Raw genomic sequence first — 17,738 nt, 5'->3', positions numbered from 1 at the left:
GGAACGGTCGCTTCCTTTGTACTCACCCTCTCGGGCTTTCCTCCGGGCGCTTCCCTTCGGTCTTGCGTTTCCGACTCTATCAGATCTTTTCTCGATCCGATTTCCTCGGTGCTTTCCAGGTTCCCGCTCTCGCGTTTCCCTTTCCGGCGGTTCCGACTTTATCAGAAGTTCTGAGTCGGTTTTCCCACCCGCTCCGGGCATCCGTGTCCAGCGCGTGAAGTGCTGGGGTTCCCGGTTGGGCGGAGCCGTAAACGTACTGGAGCGGGGTGCCTCGATGCAAATCGAGGCACCCCGCTCCAGGTCCGGGCCGACGAGGCGTCAGACCTCCACGACCACCGGCAGGATCATCGGCCTGCGGCGATAGGTGTCCGAGACCCACTTGCCGAGGGTCCGGCGGATGAGCTGCTGGAGCTGGTGGGGCTCCACGACGCCGTCCTGGGCGGACCGCTCCAGGACCTCGGTGATCTTCGGGAGGACGTCCGCGAACGCCGAGTCCTCGATGCCGGAACCGCGCGCCTGGACGTGCGGGCCGCCCGTGATCTTGCCGGTGGAGGCGTCCACGACCACGAAGACCGAGATGATGCCCTCGTCGCCGAGGATCTTGCGGTCCTTCAGCGCCGGCTCGCCGACATCGCCGACCGAGAGGCCGTCGACGTAGACGTAACCCGCCTGGACCTTGCCGGAGATCTTCGCCTTGCCCTCGACCAGGTCGACGGCCACGCCGTCCTCGGCGATGACGATCCGGTCGTGCGGGACGCCGGTCAGGGCACCCAGCTCCGCGTTCGCCCGCAGGTGCCGCCACTCGCCGTGGACGGGCATCAGGTTCCTCGGGCGGCAGATGTTGTAGAAGTACAGCAGCTCGCCCGCGGACGCGTGGCCGGAGACATGCACCTTCGCGTTGCCCTTGTGGACGACGTTGGCGCCCCAGCGGGTCAGGCCGTTGATCACGCGGTAGACCGCGTTCTCGTTCCCGGGGATCAGCGAGGACGCGAGGATGACCGTGTCGCCCTGGACGATGCGGATCTGGTGGTCGCGGTTGGCCATGCGGGACAGCGCCGCCATCGGTTCGCCCTGCGAACCTGTGCAGACGAGCACCACCTCGTGGTCGGGCAGGTCGTCCAGCGTCTTGACGTCGACCACCAGGCCCGGCGGCACCTTCAGGTAGCCGAGGTCGCGGGCGATCCCCATGTTGCGGACCATGGAGCGGCCGACGAAGGCGACCCGGCGGCCGTACTCGTGGGCCGCGTCCAGAATCTGCTGGATGCGGTGGACATGGCTGGCGAAGCTCGCCACGATGATCCGCTTGCGGGCGCCGGCGAAGACCTGCCGCAGGACGCTGGAGATGTCCCGCTCGTGCGGGGTGAAGCCCGGGACCTCGGCGTTCGTGGAGTCGGCGAGGAGGAGGTCGATGCCCTCCTCGCTCAGCCGCGCGAAGGCGTGCAGGTCCGTGAGGCGGTTGTCCAGCGGGAGCTGGTCCATCTTGAAGTCGCCGGTGTGCACCACCATGCCGGCGGGGGTGCGGATAGCGACGGCCAGGGCGTCCGGGATGGAGTGGTTGACGGCGACGAACTCGCAGTCGAAGGGGCCGATGCGCTCGCGGTTCCCCTCCGCCACCTCCAGGGTGTACGGGCGGATCCGGTGCTCCTGGAGCTTGGCCTCGATCAGCGCGAGGGTGAGCTTGGAGCCGATCAGCGGGATGTCCGGCTTCTCGCGGAGCAGGAAGGGGACGCCGCCGATGTGGTCCTCGTGGCCGTGCGTGAGGACGATGCCCTCGATGTCGTCGAGGCGGTCCCGGATGGACGAGAAGTCCGGCAGGATCAGGTCGATTCCGGGCTGCTCCTCCTCGGGGAAGAGCACTCCGCAGTCGACGATCAGCAGGCGACCGCCGTACTCGAAGACCGTCATGTTTCGGCCGATCTCGCCGAGGCCGCCGAGCGGAGTGACCCGGAGGCCGCCCTGCGGCAGCGGGGGCGGCGGGCCGAGTTCAGGATGCGGATGACTCAAAAGACTCTCCTCACCACGCGCGCCACGTACCGGTACGGCACGTGGCGCGCATGACGTTCGTGCGGAAGCAGTTGTCGTTGTTGATCGCAGGCACCGGTGGCCTGCCTCTTCTTCTGTTGTTCTTCAGTTGTGAAGCCCCTGTGGTGCAAAGTCTGTTGTCAGAGCTGTACCCCGCCGGCGGCAAGATCGATCTTGAGCTGCGCGATCTCCTCGGGGGAACACTCGACCATCGGCGAGCGCAGCGGTCCGGCCGGCAGTCCCTGGAAGGCCAGGGCGGCCTTGGTGGTCATGACGCCCTGGGTGCGGAACATGCCGGTGTAGACCGGGAGCAGCTTCTGGTGGATCTCCGTGGCCTTGACGACGTCACCCGAGGTGTACGCGTCCACCAGGGCGCGCAGGTCGGGGGTGACCAGGTGGCCCACGACGGAGACGAAGCCGACGGCGCCCACGGAGAGCAGCGGAAGGTTCAGCATGTCGTCGCCGGAGTACCAGGCGAGGCCGGACCGGGCGATGGCCCAGCCGGCGCGGCCGAGGTCGCCCTTGGCGTCCTTGTTGGCGACGATCCGGGGGTGCTCGGCGAGCCGGACGAGGGTCTCCGTGCTGATCGGGACGCCGCTGCGGCCGGGGATGTCGTAGAGCATGACCGGCAGGCCGGTGGCGTCGGCGACGGCCGTGAAGTGCCGGTACAGGCCCTCCTGCGGAGGCTTGTTGTAGTACGGCGTGACGACCAGGAGGCCGTGGGCGCCGATCCGCTCGGCTTCGCGGGCCAGCTCGATGCTGTGGTGGGTGTCGTTGGTGCCGACTCCGGCGACGACGTGGGCGCGGTCGCCGACGGCCTCCAGGACGGCTCGTACGAGGTCCGATTTCTCCGCGTCGCTGGTGGTCGGGGACTCGCCGGTGGTGCCGTTGACGATCAGGCCGTCGTTGCCTGCGTCCACCAGGTGGGCGGCGAGTCGCTGCGCGCCGTCGAGGTCGAGTGCGCCGTCCGCCGTGAAGGGCGTGACCATGGCGGTGAGGACCCGCCCGAAGGGGGTCTGCGGAGTCGAGGTCGGAGCCATGGTTACACGCTACTCGGTGCTCGATGCGGGGTGCGTCCTCGGGGTGCCGGGAAAGTCAGGACAAAGAGGGAACCCGGCACTGCCTGCTCGGGGGTTCAAGCAGTGCCGGGTCCGTTTGATCAGGCTAGATGAACTTCTCTAAATGCCGCAATACGGACACCTCGCCAGGCTGACCCGTACATCCGTTCCCGACAGGGGAACAAGGCTTCGTTACGGGGCCACACGCCCGTTCGCATTGAAGGCGGCGTGCGTCAGCGGCATGAGCGCGGCCCACTCCGCCTCCATCCGCTCGCCCACCATCTCGATCTCCCGCTGCGGGAAGGACGGCACCTTGGCCAGCTCGTGCTGGGTGCGCAGGCCGAGGAAGTGCATCAGGGAGCGCGCGTTGCAGGTGGCGTACATCGAGGAGTAGAGGCCGACGGGGAGGGCGGCGCGGGCGACCTCGCGGGCGACGCCGTCGGCGAGCATCTTCTGGTAGGCCGTGTACGCCTGCTCGTACGACTCGCGCAGGGCGCCGCTCACGGCCTCGTGCTGGGCCGGGGTGCCCTCGACGAAGACGTACTTGCCCGGGCGGCCCTCCTGGACCAGCTTGCGGTCGGGGCCGGGGACGTAGAAGACCGGCTGGAGCTCGCGGTAGCGGCCCGACTCCTCGTTGTACGACCAGCCGACCCGGTGCCGCATGAACTCGCGGAAGACGAAGATCGGGGCGCTGATGAAGAAGGTCATCGAGTTGTGCTCGAACGGGCTGCCGTGCCGGTCGCGCATCAGGAAGTTGATCAGGCCCTTGGAGCGCTCGGGATCCTTCTTCAGCTCGTCCAGGGACTGCTCGCCGGCGGTGGAGACACGGGCGGCGAACAGCACGTCCGCGTCCGAAGCGCTGGACTTCACCAGCTCGACGGTGACGTCACTGCGGAACGTGAGCGACTCGGGGGTGGTCACGGGGGTTGAGGTCCTTCCCATCACTTCGGTGGTTGCGACCACCTTACGGGGGCACCCGGCGGAGCCTCGCACCGCACCACCTCGCCGCAAAAAACGCACCCGCGATTTTTTCGGACATGGGCACCTTTTGTGTCACTCGATCGTCTGTATCGGTGAGGTCCGTACATTCGGTCACCAACCCTGGAAGGAACGGCACCCACGATGCCCCGCCCCCAGCTGCCGCCGGGAGGTACCCCCCGCGACTCCGTACCCTTCGCCTTCCTGGCCGAGGCGGACAGGTTCCGCAGCAATGTCACTCCCCCGCCCCGTCGGCGGGCGTCGTTCGGCGAGATGGCCGGGCGCTGGCTGCTGGGTCTCACCATCGTCGCCGGGCTCATAGGTGCCTTGGTCCTGGGCATGCCGGCGCTCTCCACGCCGGCCCATACACCGGCTCAGCAGTCCCAGGCGTCCCAGGGGCACTGACCACCGGCACTGCCCCGTCCGGACGCTCAAGGCTGGTGGGCGGGAACGGCGCCGGATAGCCTCACCGCACAGCTCCCGTGAGGACCGAGTGAGGACCAGCCGTGCCCCTGCCCTTCCTGACGGCCGACCGCGCCTTCGAGACGACGGCCGAGAGTGCGCTCCCGTACGACGACCCGGACCGCTGGCGGCGCCCGTACCGGCCCGGTCCCTGGCGGGTGGGTGTGGCCGCGCTGGTACTGCTGCTCGCCTCGTTCGTCCTGTTCGCCGGCGTGCTCACCGCTGTCACCGGCTCGCTCGCCGACGCCGGGGCGGTCCTCGGCGTGGGCCTCGCGATCGTCGTCGGCGCGCTCCGGCTGCTGCGCATGGGGGTGTGGGTGAGCCGGAGCGGACTGCGCCGTACCGGCTTCCTGCTGACGCGGACGGTGCCGTGGGCGCGGGTGGTCTCGGTGCGGACCGTCCAGCAGCCGGTGCGCTGGCTGGGTCTGCCGCGCACGGTGCAGGGGCAGGCGCTCGCGTTCGTGCGCAAGGACCGGCGGCCGGAGGACACCCCGCCGCTGCTCACCACGCACGGCCTGGACTTCCTCGGCCGGCCGATGGCGTTCGACCGGGCGGCGGACGCGGTGGAGGCGTGGGCGGCGGAGTACGGACGCCGCTGAGCCGGCGCCGCGGGGGCTCTCGGGTGAGGGCGCCCGGTCAGGCGGCCTGGACCGGCTTCCCGTCGTGCAGGGCGATGGCCCTTTGCATCGCCTTGCGGGCGCGGGGGGTGTCGCGGGCGTCGTGGTAGGCGACGGCCAGGCGGAACCAGCAGCGCCAGTCGTCCGGGGACATCTCCGTCTCGGCCTTGCGCCTGGCGAACACCTCGTCGGCCGAGTCGCGGTCGATCCGGCCGCTGGGCAGGCGCCGCAGCTCGTCGACCGGCAGGCCGCCCTCGGCGTCGAGTTCGGCGGCCAGCCGGTTGGCCTTGCGGACGAACTGGGTGTTCTTCCACAGGAACCACAGGCCGATGAGCGGCAGGATCAGCACCGCCACGCCGAAGGTGACGGTGACGGCCGTGCCGGACTGGATGAGCATCACGCCACGGCTGCCGACCAGGACGAAATAGAAGACCAGGACGGCGGCCGTGACGAGATAGGTGATCTTCGCGCGCATCGGAGGGGTGTCTCGGCTCGTTCGTCTCAGCTCAGGTCCAGGAAGTGCTCCAGGCCGAAGGTGAGGCCCGGAGTGGTCACCACCCGTCGGGCGCCGAGCAGGATGCCCGGCATGAAGCTGCTGTGGTGCAGGGAGTCGTGCCGGACGGTGAGGGTCTCGCCCTCGCCGCCGAGCAGCACCTCCTGGTGGGCCAGCAGGCCGCGCAGGCGGACCGCGTGCACGGGGACGCCGTCGACGCTGGCGCCCCGCGCGCCGTCCAGGGCCGTGACGGTGGCGTCCGGCGCCGGTGCCGTCCCGGCCGCCCGGCGGGCCTCGGCGATGAGCTGGGCCGTGCGGGTGGCCGTACCGCTGGGTGCGTCCACCTTGTTCGGGTGGTGCAGCTCGACCACCTCGACCGACTCGAAGTACGGCGCGGCGATCTGCGCGAACTTCATCGTCAGCACGGCTCCGATGGAGAAGTTCGGCGCGATGAGCACGCCGGTCTCCGGGGACTGGGCGAGCCAGCCCGTCAGCTGCGCGAGGCGGTCCTCGGTCCAGCCCGTCGTACCGACGACGGCGTGGATGCCGTGGCGCACGCAGAAGTCCAGGTTGCCCATGACCGAGGCGGGGGTGGTCAGCTCGACGGCGACCTGGGCGCCGGTCTCCGCCAGCGTCTCCAGCTTGTCGCCGCGGCCGAGGGCGGCGACCAGCTCCATGTCCTCGGCGGCCTCGACCGCCTTGACGGCCTCCGAACCGATCCGGCCCCTGGCACCGAGGACCGCCACGCGCAGCTTGCTCATGTTCCTGTTTCCTAACCGGTGGTGTTTCAGGCGACCGCGTCGTGCAGCCGGGAGGCCTGCTTGTCCTTGAGCGGGCCGATGACCGACAGCGACGGGCGCTGTCCCAGGATGTCGCGGGCGACCTCGCGGACCTCGTCCGGGGTGACCGCCGCCATCTTCGCGAGCATGTCGTCCACGGACATCTGCTCGCCCCAGCACAGCTCGCTCTTGCCGATACGGTTCATCAGCGCGCCGGTGTCCTCCAGGCCGAGGACGGTGGAGCCCCGCAGCTGGCCGATGGCGCGGGCGATCTCGTCGTCGGTCAGGCCGTTCTGCGCGACGTGGTCGAGTTCGTCGCGGCAGATCCGCAGGACGTCGTGCACCTGGCTGGGCCGGCAGCCGGCGTAGACGCCGAACAGGCCGCAGTCCGCGAAGGCGGAGGTGTACGAGTACACGCTGTAGGCGAGGCCGCGCTTCTCCCGGACCTCCTGGAAGAGGCGGGAGGACATGCCGCCGCCGAGGGCGGTGTTGAGCACGCCCATGGCCCAGCGGCGGTCGTCGGCGCGGGCGATGCCGGGCATGCCGAGGACGACATGGGCCTGCTCGGTCTTACGGGTGAGCAGGTCGACCTTGCCGGCGGCGCGGATCGTCCGGCGGCCCTCGCGCGGGGCGATGGGCCGCGCGTCCGGGTCACGCAGGGCGCCCGCCTTCTCGAAGGCCGCGCGGACCTGTCGGACGACCTTGTTGTGGTCGATGTTTCCGGCGCAGGCGACCACGAGGTGGGTCGGGTCGTAGTGCTTCTTGTAGAAGCGGCGGATGCGGTCGGCGGTGAGGGCGTTGACCGTGTCGACCGTGCCGAGGACCGGGCGGCCGAGGGCGTTGTCGCCGAACATGGTCTGCGCGAACAGGTCGTGCACGCAGTCGCCCGGGTCGTCCTCGGTCATGGCGATCTCTTCGAGGATCGCGCCGCGCTCGACGTCGACGTCCTCCTCGCGGATCAGCGAGCCGGTCAGCATGTCGCAGACGACGTCGATGGCGAGGGGCAGGTCGGTGTCGAGCACGCGCGCGTAGTAGCACGTGTACTCCTTGGCCGTGAACGCGTTCATCTCGCCGCCGACCGCGTCGAGCGCGGAGGAGATGTCGAGCGCGCTGCGGCGGTCCGTGCCCTTGAAGAGCAGGTGCTCGAGGTAGTGCGTGGCGCCGTTCAGCGACGGGGTCTCGTCGCGGGAGCCGACGTGCGCCCAGATGCCGAAGGTGGCGGAGCGGACCGAGGGCAGGGTCTCGGTGACGATGCGCAGGCCGCCCGGGAGGGTGGTCCTGCGGACCGTGCCGATGCCGCCTGTGCCCTTGATGAGGGTTTGGGTACGGGCGACGGCCCGCGCCTCCGAGGAGGAGCGGGCCGTCACCTTGGAGCCACGGGACGTCACTGCTCGGCGTCGTCCTTCGCCTCGTCGGAGCCCTCTTCGCCCTCGATCACCGGGACGAGGGAGAGCTTGCCGCGGGAGTCGATCTCGGCGATCTCGACCTGGACCTTCTGGCCCACGCCGAGGACGTCCTCGACGTTCTCCACGCGCTTGCCGCCGGCGAGCTTGCGGATCTGCGAGATGTGCAGCAGACCGTCCTTGCCGGGCAGCAGGGAGACGAACGCACCGAAGGTGGTGGTCTTGACGACCGTGCCCAGGTACCGCTCGCCGACCTCGGGCATCGTCGGGTTGGCGATGCCGTTGATCGTGGCGCGGGCGGCCTCGGCCGAGGGACCGTCGGCGGCACCGATGTAGATCGTGCCGTCGTCCTCGATGGTGATCTCGGCGCCCGTGTCCTCCTGGATCTGGTTGATCATCTTGCCCTTGGGGCCGATGACCTCACCGATCTTGTCGACCGGGATCTTCACGGTGATGATCCGCGGAGCGTTCGGGGACATCTCGTCGGGCCGGTCGATGGCCTCCATCATCACGTCGAGGATGTGGAGACGGGCGTCGCGGGCCTGCTTGAGGGCCGCGGCGAGGACGGAGGCCGGGATGCCGTCCAGCTTGGTGTCGAGCTGGAGGGCGGTCACGAACTCCTTGGTGCCGGCGACCTTGAAGTCCATGTCGCCGAAGGCGTCCTCCGCACCGAGGATGTCGGTGAGGGTGACGTAGTGCGTCTCGCCGTCGATCTCCTGGGAGATCAGGCCCATGGCGATACCGGCGACCGGGGCCTTCAGCGGCACACCGGCGTTCAGCAGCGACATGGTGGAGGCGCAGACCGAGCCCATGGACGTCGAGCCGTTGGAGCTCAGCGCCTCGGAGACCTGGCGGATCGCGTAGGGGAACTCCTCGCGCGCCGGCAGCACCGGCACGAGGGCGCGCTCGGCGAGGGCGCCGTGGCCGATCTCGCGGCGCTTCGGGGAGCCGACGCGGCCGGTCTCGCCGGTGGAGTACGGCGGGAAGTTGTAGTTGTGCATGTAGCGCTTGCGGGTCACCGGGGAGAGGGTGTCCAGCTGCTGCTCCATGCGGAGCATGTTGAGGGTGGTGACGCCCAGGATCTGGGTCTCGCCACGCTCGAACACCGCGGAGCCGTGCACGCGCGGGATGGCCTCGACCTCGGCGGCCAGGGTGCGGATGTCGGTGACACCGCGGCCGTCGATGCGCTTCTTCTCCTTGATCACGCGCTCGCGGACCAGCTGCTTGGTGAGCGAGCGGTACGCGGCGGAGATCTCCTTCTCGCGGCCCTCGAACTCCGGCAGGAGCTTCTCGGCGGCCAGACCCTTGACGCGGTCCAGCTCGGCCTCGCGCTCCTGCTTGCCGGCGATGGTGAGCGCCTGGGCCAGCTCGGGGCGGACGGCCGCGGTGAGGGCCTCGAACACGTCGTCCTGGTAGTCCAGGAAGATCGGGAACTCGGCGGTCGGCTTGGCGGCCTTGGCGGCGAGGTCGGCCTGCGCGCGGCACAGGACCTTGATGAAGGGCTTGGCGGCCTCCAGACCGGCGGCGACGACCTCCTCGGTCGGCGCCTCGGCGCCGCCCTCGACCAGCTTGATGGTCTTCTCGGTGGCCTCGGCCTCGACCATCATGATCGCGACGTCGCCGTCCTCCAGGACGCGACCGGCGACGACCATGTCGAAGACGGCGTCCTCGAGCTCGGTGTGCGTCGGGAAGGCGACCCACTGGCCGCGGATCAGCGCGACGCGGACGCCGCCGATCGGGCCGGAGAAGGGCAGACCGGCCAGCTGCGTGGACGCGGACGCGGCGTTGATCGCCACGACGTCGTACAGGTGGTCGGGGTTGAGGGCCATGATCGTGGCGACGACCTGGATCTCGTTGCGCAGGCCCTTCTTGAAGGACGGGCGCAGCGGACGGTCGATGAGGCGGCAGGTGAGGATGGCGTCCTCGGACGGCCGGCCCTCACGGCGGAAGAAGCTGCCGGGGATCTTGCCGGCGGCGTACATCCGCTCCTCGACGTCCACCGTCAGCGGGAAGAAGTCGAGCTGGTCCTTGGGGTTCTTGGAGGCGGTGGTGGCCGACAGCACCATGGTGTCGTCGTCCAGGTACGCCACGGCGGAGCCGGCGGCCTGCTTGGCCAGGCGGCCCGTCTCGAAGCGGATGGTGCGGGTGCCGAAGGGACCGTTGTCAATGACGGCCTCGGCGTAGTGGGTCTCGTTCTCCACTAGCGTTTTCTCCGTTACGTATCGTCTTTCGTCCCTTGGCTGCCCGTGTGGCAGGGGGACGGTGGCGGAGAAGCGCTCCGTGCGGTGCGGGCCGGTCTTCGATCGAAGCACCCGGGGCTCGCTTCCCCCCGGGGGCCACTACCGAGGACCGGCGGCGGCTGGTGCGCTTCCCCTCGTTCAGTGACGTACCCCGTCATGCGCGGCGTACGTCGTTCCGTGTCGTGCGTATTGCGTTGTGCTACCACACTACAAAGCGTGAGCGACACTCCGCACGTCTCCGCTCGTACGGCGGAGGGTTCCGTGTGCGCGGCGGGGCCCCGCATACGGCAAAGGGAGCGGCCCCCGAGTACGTTCGGGAACCGCTCCCCTCATGGCGTCTTACCGGGCGCCCGCCGCACCGCGGCGGATGCCGAGGCGGTCGACCAGCGCACGGAAGCGCTGGATGTCCTTCTTCGCCAGGTACTGCAGAAGGCGGCGACGCTGACCGACGAGGATCAGCAGGCCACGGCGGGAGTGGTGGTCGTGCTTGTGGGTCTTGAGGTGCTCCGTCAGGTCGGAGATCCGACGGGAGAGCAGAGCGACCTGGACCTCGGGGGAGCCGGTGTCACCCTCCTTGGTACCGAACTCGCCGATGATCTGCTTCTTCGTAGCGGCGTCGAGCGACACGCGTACTCCTCATAGTCTGTTGAATGCCACCGAGTGCCCCCGGTCTACGTCTCGGGGAAGCTTCCGTTACTCGGGAGGCGGGGATCCGCTGGGCGCGGCCTCCAGAACGAGCACAGGGCGGTTCCGGGGGTGCGTACACAAACGGCCGTCACTCAGGGTACCAGGCGACGGCGGGCACCTTGCGCCCGGTCGGCGAACCGCCCTGGTGGAGCGGCCCCGGCCACTAGGGTGAGCGCCGGGACCGTACCTACCTCGGGAAGGGGTCGCTGCACGATGGCGGAAACGGAAGCGGAGATCAAGGCGCGCAAGGAGCGGGAGCGGGACGAGCTGTACGCCCTCGACATCTCGGGCGTCGAGTGGCACTGCGCGCCGGGCACGGAGGAGCACGAGGAGCGGGTCGAGATCGCGTACCTGCCCGGCGGGGCGGTGGCGATGCGGTCCTCGCTCGACCCGGACACGGTGCTGCGCTACACGGAGGCGGAGTGGCGGGCGTTCGTGCTGGGGGCCCGGGACGGGGAGTTCGATCTGACGCCTACGGCTCACAACGGGGGGCTGGACGCGTAGCGAGCCAGGCATGAGAAAGGGCGGCACGCGCGCGTGCCGCCCTTTCTGCCGTCCGGCTCATCGCCGGTGACGGCCGGTAGCTCGGTCTGGCGGTCTGGCGGTCTGGCGGTCTGGCGGACATCGACGCGCTGTGCGCCGCTTCCGCCGTCGGGCTGCTAGCTGGTCATGGCCCGTGCCTGCGCGTACACGTCGAAGACGGCCAGGGACAGGGGGATGAGGGTGAGGAGGACGAAGCTCTCGGCGATCTCCAGGAAGCGGCCCCAGAAGGGGGTGACACCGCGTCGCGGGGTGATCAGCGCGATCGCGGTGACCACGGCGGTGGCCGCGGCGACGGCGGCGGCGAGCCAGACGCTGCGGATGTCCAGGGCCGTGGTGTCGCCCCGGAGCGCGTCGATCAGGTAGTCCTGGGGCGGGTTGAGGGCCAGCCCCAGGCCGAGGAAGACGATGGCGGCGAGCCCTGCGGCCAGGGTGGCGCCGACCTGTGCGGTGTAACGGAAGAGGTGCGCCCGCATGAGCATCGCCACGCCGGTCGCGAGAGCCAGCAGCTGCGCCCAGATGTTGCTGGAGAACCCGAGGACGATGGACGCGCCCACGGCGACGAGAGCGCAGCCGCCGACGAGGCCGACGAGGAGTTCGTGGCCGCGCCGGGCCTGGGCGGTCACGCGTTCGGCGTCCACGGGCCCCTGGGGAGCGGGCTCGCCGGTGTCGTAACCGCCGCGCGAGGGGTTGGGCGGTTCGAAACCGATGGGCAGCCGCGCGAAACGCATGGACAGCCCGGGCAGGAAGGCCAGCGCCACGACGGAGAGCGGGGCGCAGACGGCGGCCGTCTCGATGGGCTTCAGCTCGGTGAGGATCGCGATGAAGGTCGTGATCAGACCGATGGCGGAGGCGAAGACGAACGCCACGAAGGGTCCGTCGCCGCCCGGCGACACCAAGGTGAGCACCAGGGAGGCGACCAGGACGGTCGTGCAGGCGAGCAGGAACTGCAGTCGCCCGATGCCCTCGCCGGCGGAGAGCGACAGCAGGCCCGAGCCCGCCACGGCCACGTTGGGCAGTGCGCCGAGTCCCAGCGCGACGGCGGAGGCCCGGTCGTCGTACACGCGCGCGCGTACGCACGCGATCGTGACGAGCAGGACGCCGCAGACGCCGGCGATGATGCCCTGCAGACTGTGCATGTCGTGCCGGATCTGCGAGCTCCAGGCCACGAACGCGAGCAGCGCGGGCAGGATGCCGCCCGCGACGAGCCCGGCGGCGCGGGTGAGGTCGCCGCTCCACAGGGTGCGGTCCCGGGTAACGGCGGCGGCCACCGCTTCGGAGACGTCGTCGAGGACGGCCGGGGGCAGCGACTCGGCGAACGGGCGCAGGGTCAGCAGCTCGCCGTCGAGGATGCGCTGGGCCGTGAAGGACCGGGAGCCGTCGAGGACGGTGCCGTCACGGCGCACGAGGTGGTAACCGACCGGAGCGCCCTCGGCGGGGCTCTGCTGGGACAGGCGCAGGATCTCCGGATAGAGGTCGGCAACCGGTACGTCGTCGGGCAGCGCGACGTCGATGCGGCTGTCGGGCGCCACGATGGTGACGCGGCAGAAGCCGAAGCCCATCCCCGCCCCGGAAGGGGCTCCGGTGCCCGGTCCGCCGGTCGCGCCGGCCGGCGCGGAGGTCGTCATGCTCACCTGCTGTTCCCCCTCGTCGGTGGTGGGGCGGCCTACGGTGCCACCGCGCACCTTCCGCCCGTAAAGATGCTGTGTAGGTTGTGCGGCGCCCTCCCGCCCCGTCGGCCGACCGAGCGGTTCTGGCCGGGATCCGCGCAAGGCGCTGGCTTCGAACAGGTGCGGATTGCCCGGGTTTTCCCGGAACAATTCGCAACTGCTCACGCGCTCCACCGGCACCCTACCGCCCGCCGTTGTCCGTGGTTGTCAGTAGGATCGCGGTTCGCGATCGACGTCCGTCTGACACGGGGCGGCGGATGAAACATCTCGGTCCGGCAAGGGAATTGGTGCGTAGTGAGCCACATCGTCGTCAAGCGCCCGCCTCGGGCACTGCCGAGGGAAGTGCCCACGGACGAGATCGTGCTGCAGGCTCCGCCGGAACTGCCGCGCGGTCAGCAGGAAGGCGCACTGATGCAGCTCCTGCCCATGCTGGGCATGGGCGGATCCGTGGTGTTCTTCTTCAACCCGCAGGCCCAGCCCTTCATGAAGATCATGGGCCTGGTGATGGTGGCCTCGACGATCGCCATGGGCATCTCGATGCTCGTCCGCTACCGCCGCGGCAATCAGGGGCAGATGGCCGACCTGCGCCGTGACTACCTCCGTTACCTGTCACAGACCCGACGCGTCGCCGTGGAGACCGCGCAGGCCCAGCGCGACACCCAGTACTACCTGCACCCTTCGCCGGAGCAACTGTGGGCCCTGGTCGCCGAGGGCAGCCGGGTATGGGAACGGCGTACCGCCGACGAGGACTTCGGGCAGGTGCGCGTGGGCCTCGGTCCGCAAGCCCTGGCCACGCCCCTGATCCCGCCCCAGACCGCCCCGGTCGACGAGCTGGAGCCGCTGACCGCCGGCGCGATGCAGCGCTTCCTCGCGACGCACAGCACCCTCGACGACCTGCCGATGGCGGTGTCGCTGCGCGCCTTCTACCACGTGACGATCAGCGGCGAGCCGGGCACCGTGCGCGGCACCGCCCGAGCCGTCACGGCCTCCCTCGCCTCGCTGCACTCCCCCGAGGACCTGGTCATCGCCGTCGTCACCGCGCGTGAGTCGGCGCCCGAATGGGAGTGGGCCAAGTGGCTGCCGCACGTACAGGCCCCGGGCGTCACCGATGGCGCCGGCAGCATGCGCCTGATCAGCGCCGACCCCGTGGATCTGGAGGACCGGCTCGCCTCCCGCCTCGAGGGCCGTCCGCGATTCCATCCCTCCGGGCCGCCCGTTCCGGAACAGCCCCACCTGGTGGTGGTACTCGACGGCGTCTCCCTACCGCCCACCTCCTTGCTGGCCAGCCCCGAGGGCCTGCAGGGCGTGACGGTCCTGGAGGTCGTGCCGGGCGACCTCACCATCGGACGCGGCGACCTGTCCGTCGTCGTGCAGCCGAAGGAACTGCGCCTGGAGTCCGCCCACGGCATGGTCTACGAGGGCATCCCTGACGTCCTTTCGTACGAGGCAGCGGAGGCGTTGGCGCGCCAGCTGGCGCCGTTGCGCATGGCATCGGGTGGTGACGACGACGAACCGCTGCTCGCCAACCTGGAGTTCACCGACCTGCTGAACCTGGGCGACGCCGCCTCGGTCGACCCGAAGCGGACCTGGCGGCCCCGGTCGCAGTCGGAGCGGCTGCGCGTGCCGATCGGTGTCGGCGAGGACGGCCGGCCCGTGATGCTCGACCTCAAGGAGGCGGCGCAGGAGGGTATGGGTCCGCACGGCCTGTGTGTAGGCGCGACAGGCTCCGGCAAGTCCGAACTGCTGCGAACCCTGGTCCTCGGTCTCGCCGTGACCCACTCCTCCGAGACGCTGAACTTCGTCCTCGCCGACTTCAAGGGCGGTGCCACGTTCGCGGGAATGGCCCAGCTACCGCACGTGGCCGCCGTGATCACCAACCTCGCGGACGACCTCACCCTCGTCGACCGCATGGGTGACTCCATCCGCGGTGAGCTCAACCGCCGGCAGGAGATGCTCCGCGACGCGGGCAACTACGCCAACATCCACGACTACGAGAAGGCGCGCGCGGCGGGTGCCCCGCTGCAGCCGATCCCGTCCCTCGTCCTGGTGATCGACGAGTTCAGCGAGCTGTTGACCGCCAAGCCGGACTTCATCGAGATGTTCGTGCAGATCGGCCGTATCGGCCGCTCGCTGGGCGTGCACCTGCTGCTGGCCTCCCAGCGCCTGGAGGAGGGCCGTCTGAGGGGCCTGGAGACGTATCTCTCCTACCGGATCGGTCTGCGGACGTTCTCGGCCGCCGAGTCCCGCGCCGCGCTCGGCGTCCCGGACGCCTACGAGCTGCCGAACGTCCCCGGTTCCGGTTTCCTGAAGTTCGGCACGGACGAGATGGTGCGTTTCAAGGCCGCGTACGTCTCCGGGGTGTACCGCACGAGCTCCCAGCAGGCCGCGGTGTTCGGCGGCCCACTGCCCGTCGACCGCAGGCCGGTCCTGTTCACGGCGGCCGAGGTACCGGTGCAGTACGTGCCGATCCCGCAGCAGCGGCAGGAGGAGACCGGCAAACGGCAGGACGACGCGCTCGCCGACACCGTGCTCGACGTGATCGTGCGGCGTCTGGAGGCGCAGGGCCCGGCCGCCCACCAGGTGTGGCTGCCCCCGCTGGACAGCCCGCCGTCGCTCGACGCTCTGCTGCCGGGGCTCGCTCCGGTGCCCGGCCGCGGCATGACCCAGCCGGGCTACGAGGGCGCGGGCAGACTCGTCGTCCCGGTCGGCCTGATCGACAAGCCGTACGAGCAGCGGCGCGACCCACTGTGGCTGGACTTCGGCGGCGCGGCCGGCCATATGCAGATCATCGGCGGCCCGCAGTCCGGCAAGTCGACGCTGCTGCGCTCGATCATCGCGTCGTTCGCACTGACCCACACGCCGTGGGAAGTGCAGTTCTACGGCCTCGACTTCGGTGGTGGCGGTATGGCCTCGGTGGCCGGCCTGCCGCACGTGGGCGGTGTCGCGTCCCGCCTGGACCCGGAAAAGGTCCGGCGCACGGCGGCCGAGGTGTACGGCGTCATGACCCGGCGCGAGGAGTACTTCCGCTCGGTGGGCATCTCCTCCATCGCGGAGTTCCGTACCCGTCGCGCGCGCGGCGACATCTCGGTGACCGACCAGCCCTGGGGCGACGTCTTCCTGGTCATCGACGGCTGGGGCAACTTCCGCACGGACTACGAGGCGCTGGAGCCGTTGGTGCTGGACATCGCCGCACGCGGCCTGGGCTACGGCATCCACCTCGTCCTGACCGCCTCGCGCTCCATGGAGGTCCGCGCCAACCTCAAGGACCACCTGATGAACCGCCTCGAGCTGCGGCTGGGCGACCCCATGGACTCCGAGATCGACCGCAAGGTCGCGGCGAACGTCCCCACCGGTGTGCCGGGCCGCGGTCAGACCCCGCAGAAGCAGCACTTCATGGCGGCGGTCCCGCGCATCGACGGTCTTTCGTCCGACACGGACCTCGCGGAGGCGACGACCGCCCTCGCGGCCGAGGTCACCCGCCACTGGCAGGAGCCGGGCGCGCCCGAGGTGCGCCTGCTCCCCCGCGAGTTCCCGGCCACGCAGCTTCCGCCGGGCGACCACTTCCCGAACCGCGGCGTCTCCTTCGCCCTCGACGAGGACAACCTGGAACCCGTGTTCGTGGACTTCGAACAGGACCCGTTCTTCCTGGTGTTCGGGGAGAGCGAGTCCGGCAAGTCGAACCTGCTGAACCTGCTGATCAAGCGCCTGACAGAGCGCTACGACGGCAACACCTGCAAGCTCTTCGTCGTCGACAACCGCCGCTCGCTGCTCGGAGTGACCCCGAAGTCGCACCTGGCCGAGTACATCCCCATGTCGAACCAGATGCAGCACCACATGGACGCACTGGCCGACCTGATGCAGCGTCGCACGCCGACCGCCGACGTAACCCCGGAGCAGCTGCGCAACCGCAGCTGGTGGCGGGGCCCCACGGTCTACGTCGTCATCGACGACTACGACCTGGTGTCCACGTCGAGCGGCAACCCGCTGGCGGGCCTGACGGAACTGCTGCCGTTCGCCCGTGACGTCGGAGTCCGCTTCATCATCGCCCGCTCCACAGCGGGCGCCGGCCGCGCCGGCTACGAGTCCTTCATGCAGCGCATCAAGGAGCTCGGCGCCCAGGGCGTGGTCCTCGCGGGCGACCCGGCCGAGGGCGACCTGCTGGGCGGTGTCCGACCGCGGCCGATGCCGGCGGGGCGGGGGATCTTCGTGTCCCGGAAGCGGGGGAAGCCCATGATTCAGGTGGGGTTGATGGACATGGAGAACTGAGGCACGTAGGCACGGCTGACCTGACGAGGCTCTCGCTCATGAGCAGGAGCGGAGAGACGGGAGGAACCGCGCATGGCGTGGGACGAGTGGGAAGAGCTGAAAGCAAGGGCAGCGCAGAACCAGTCAGCACACATGCGGCTGAACCATGTGACGCCCGACGATGGAGGCGGCGAAAGTACGCGTGGTGATCTCACCGTGCGCCAGAAGGACCTCGCCGCGATCGGTTCCGCGGCCCATGAACTGTTCCAGGACTTCAGCCGGTTCAGCGACCACGCTCGTATGTCCTCCATCAAGGCGGCGGGAGGGCTCAAGAGTGAGGGCTTCGCCATCGGGGCGGCGCTCGATCACGTAGCCGAGCGCTGGGTGGACCAGGTACAGAGCCTCCTCGATGCCTGCGCCCACATCTCCAACCACCTCCGCTACACCAAGAACCAGCACGACGCTGACGAGTCCTACATCGCCGGCACTCTCAGCAGCATCTCCCAGCTCGACCGGGGCTTTGACGAGCGGAAGGGCAGCTGAC

General features: G+C 69.9%; 14 protein-coding genes. 5 read left to right on the top strand and 9 right to left on the bottom strand.

Features of this window, described 5'->3' with window-relative positions; translation table 11 throughout:
• Window positions 1-318: 318 nt before the first annotated feature.
• From AB0947_RS17555 to thyX, 3 genes are all read right to left on the bottom strand, one after another.
• The gene (locus AB0947_RS17555; RefSeq protein ID WP_366751204.1) at window positions 319-2,004 is read right to left on the bottom strand and encodes a ribonuclease J; all 1,686 of its coding nucleotides are present in this window, start codon (window positions 2,002-2,004) and stop codon (window positions 319-321) included.
• Between the two features lie 158 nt (window positions 2,005-2,162).
• On the bottom strand, window positions 2,163-3,062 hold the full coding sequence (gene dapA, locus AB0947_RS17550) for a 4-hydroxy-tetrahydrodipicolinate synthase (RefSeq protein ID WP_366751203.1): 900 nt from the start codon (window positions 3,060-3,062) through the stop codon (window positions 2,163-2,165).
• A gap of 210 nt (window positions 3,063-3,272) precedes the next feature.
• Complete coding sequence (gene thyX, locus AB0947_RS17545; protein WP_366751202.1) at window positions 3,273-4,022, bottom strand: FAD-dependent thymidylate synthase; 750 nt, start codon at window positions 4,020-4,022, stop codon at window positions 3,273-3,275.
• Between the two features lie 180 nt (window positions 4,023-4,202).
• Between thyX and AB0947_RS17540 the strand changes: the two genes are divergently transcribed.
• Window positions 4,203-4,463: a hypothetical protein gene (locus AB0947_RS17540; RefSeq protein ID WP_366751201.1), complete on the top strand. Its 261-nt coding sequence runs from the start codon at window positions 4,203-4,205 to the stop codon at window positions 4,461-4,463.
• Window positions 4,464-4,564: 101 nt separating this feature from the next.
• Window positions 4,565-5,119, top strand: a complete 555-nt coding sequence (locus AB0947_RS17535; protein WP_366751200.1) for a hypothetical protein — start codon at window positions 4,565-4,567, stop codon at window positions 5,117-5,119.
• Between the two features lie 37 nt (window positions 5,120-5,156).
• Here the strand turns inward: AB0947_RS17535 and AB0947_RS17530 are convergent, their stop codons facing one another.
• The 5 genes from AB0947_RS17530 to rpsO form a co-directional block, all read right to left on the bottom strand.
• Window positions 5,157-5,612 (bottom strand): hypothetical protein, encoded by a 456-nt coding sequence (locus AB0947_RS17530; RefSeq protein ID WP_366751199.1) that lies wholly within the window; start codon window positions 5,610-5,612, stop codon window positions 5,157-5,159.
• A 26-nt stretch (window positions 5,613-5,638) separates the two neighbouring features.
• Window positions 5,639-6,391, bottom strand: a complete 753-nt coding sequence (gene dapB, locus AB0947_RS17525; protein ID WP_366751198.1) for a 4-hydroxy-tetrahydrodipicolinate reductase — start codon at window positions 6,389-6,391, stop codon at window positions 5,639-5,641.
• Between the two features lie 26 nt (window positions 6,392-6,417).
• Window positions 6,418-7,797, bottom strand: a complete 1,380-nt coding sequence (locus tag AB0947_RS17520; RefSeq protein ID WP_366751197.1) for a pitrilysin family protein — start codon at window positions 7,795-7,797, stop codon at window positions 6,418-6,420.
• On the bottom strand, window positions 7,794-10,013 hold the full coding sequence (locus AB0947_RS17515; RefSeq protein ID WP_366751196.1) for a polyribonucleotide nucleotidyltransferase: 2,220 nt from the start codon (window positions 10,011-10,013) through the stop codon (window positions 7,794-7,796). Before AB0947_RS17515 ends, AB0947_RS17520 begins: the two co-directional genes overlap by 4 nt.
• A gap of 378 nt (window positions 10,014-10,391) precedes the next feature.
• On the bottom strand, window positions 10,392-10,679 hold the full coding sequence (gene rpsO / locus AB0947_RS17510; RefSeq protein WP_171152312.1) for a 30S ribosomal protein S15: 288 nt from the start codon (window positions 10,677-10,679) through the stop codon (window positions 10,392-10,394).
• 273 nt (window positions 10,680-10,952) lie between these two features.
• On the opposite strand from rpsO, the gene AB0947_RS17505 reads away from it, so the two are divergent.
• Window positions 10,953-11,243, top strand: a complete 291-nt coding sequence (locus tag AB0947_RS17505; RefSeq protein WP_366751195.1) for a DUF397 domain-containing protein — start codon at window positions 10,953-10,955, stop codon at window positions 11,241-11,243.
• Between the two features lie 155 nt (window positions 11,244-11,398).
• On the opposite strand, the gene eccD is transcribed toward AB0947_RS17505, so the two are convergent.
• Complete coding sequence (eccD, locus tag AB0947_RS17500) at window positions 11,399-12,907, bottom strand: type VII secretion integral membrane protein EccD (RefSeq protein WP_366751218.1); 1,509 nt, start codon at window positions 12,905-12,907, stop codon at window positions 11,399-11,401.
• A gap of 336 nt (window positions 12,908-13,243) precedes the next feature.
• Here eccD and eccCa point away from each other — a divergent pair, with 336 nt between their 5' ends.
• Window positions 13,244-17,215, top strand: coding sequence for a type VII secretion protein EccCa (gene eccCa / locus AB0947_RS17495; RefSeq protein WP_366751194.1), 3,972 nt, complete (start codon window positions 13,244-13,246; stop codon window positions 17,213-17,215).
• Window positions 17,216-17,287: 72 nt separating this feature from the next.
• The gene (locus AB0947_RS17490; RefSeq protein ID WP_366751193.1) at window positions 17,288-17,737 is read left to right on the top strand and encodes a hypothetical protein; all 450 of its coding nucleotides are present in this window, start codon (window positions 17,288-17,290) and stop codon (window positions 17,735-17,737) included.
• Window position 17,738: the final 1 nt, after the last annotated feature.

Source organism: Streptomyces sp. NPDC047841, assembly GCF_040704085.1.
GTDB classification, from domain to species: domain Bacteria; phylum Actinomycetota; class Actinomycetes; order Streptomycetales; family Streptomycetaceae; genus Streptomyces; species Streptomyces argyrophylli.
The sequence above is the reverse complement of the archived record's forward strand: the minus strand, read 5'-3'. Positions and strand labels throughout refer to the sequence as shown.

Bases quoted from the DNA above. Each gene is read 5' to 3' on its own strand.
- dapA (WP_366751203.1), bottom strand. From the start codon at position 3,062: ATGGCTCCGACCTCGACTCCGCAGACCCCCTTCGGGCGGGTCCTCACC.
- thyX (WP_366751202.1), bottom strand. From the start codon at position 4,022: ATGGGAAGGACCTCAACCCCCGTGACCACCCCCGAGTCGCTCACGTTC.
- AB0947_RS17540 (WP_366751201.1), top strand. From the start codon at position 4,203: ATGCCCCGCCCCCAGCTGCCGCCGGGAGGTACCCCCCGCGACTCCGTA.
- AB0947_RS17530 (WP_366751199.1), bottom strand. From the start codon at position 5,612: ATGCGCGCGAAGATCACCTATCTCGTCACGGCCGCCGTCCTGGTCTTC.
- dapB (WP_366751198.1), bottom strand. From the start codon at position 6,391: ATGAGCAAGCTGCGCGTGGCGGTCCTCGGTGCCAGGGGCCGGATCGGT.
- AB0947_RS17505 (WP_366751195.1), top strand. From the start codon at position 10,953: ATGGCGGAAACGGAAGCGGAGATCAAGGCGCGCAAGGAGCGGGAGCGG.
- eccD (WP_366751218.1), bottom strand. From the start codon at position 12,907: ATGACGACCTCCGCGCCGGCCGGCGCGACCGGCGGACCGGGCACCGGA.
- AB0947_RS17490 (WP_366751193.1), top strand. From the start codon at position 17,288: ATGGCGTGGGACGAGTGGGAAGAGCTGAAAGCAAGGGCAGCGCAGAAC.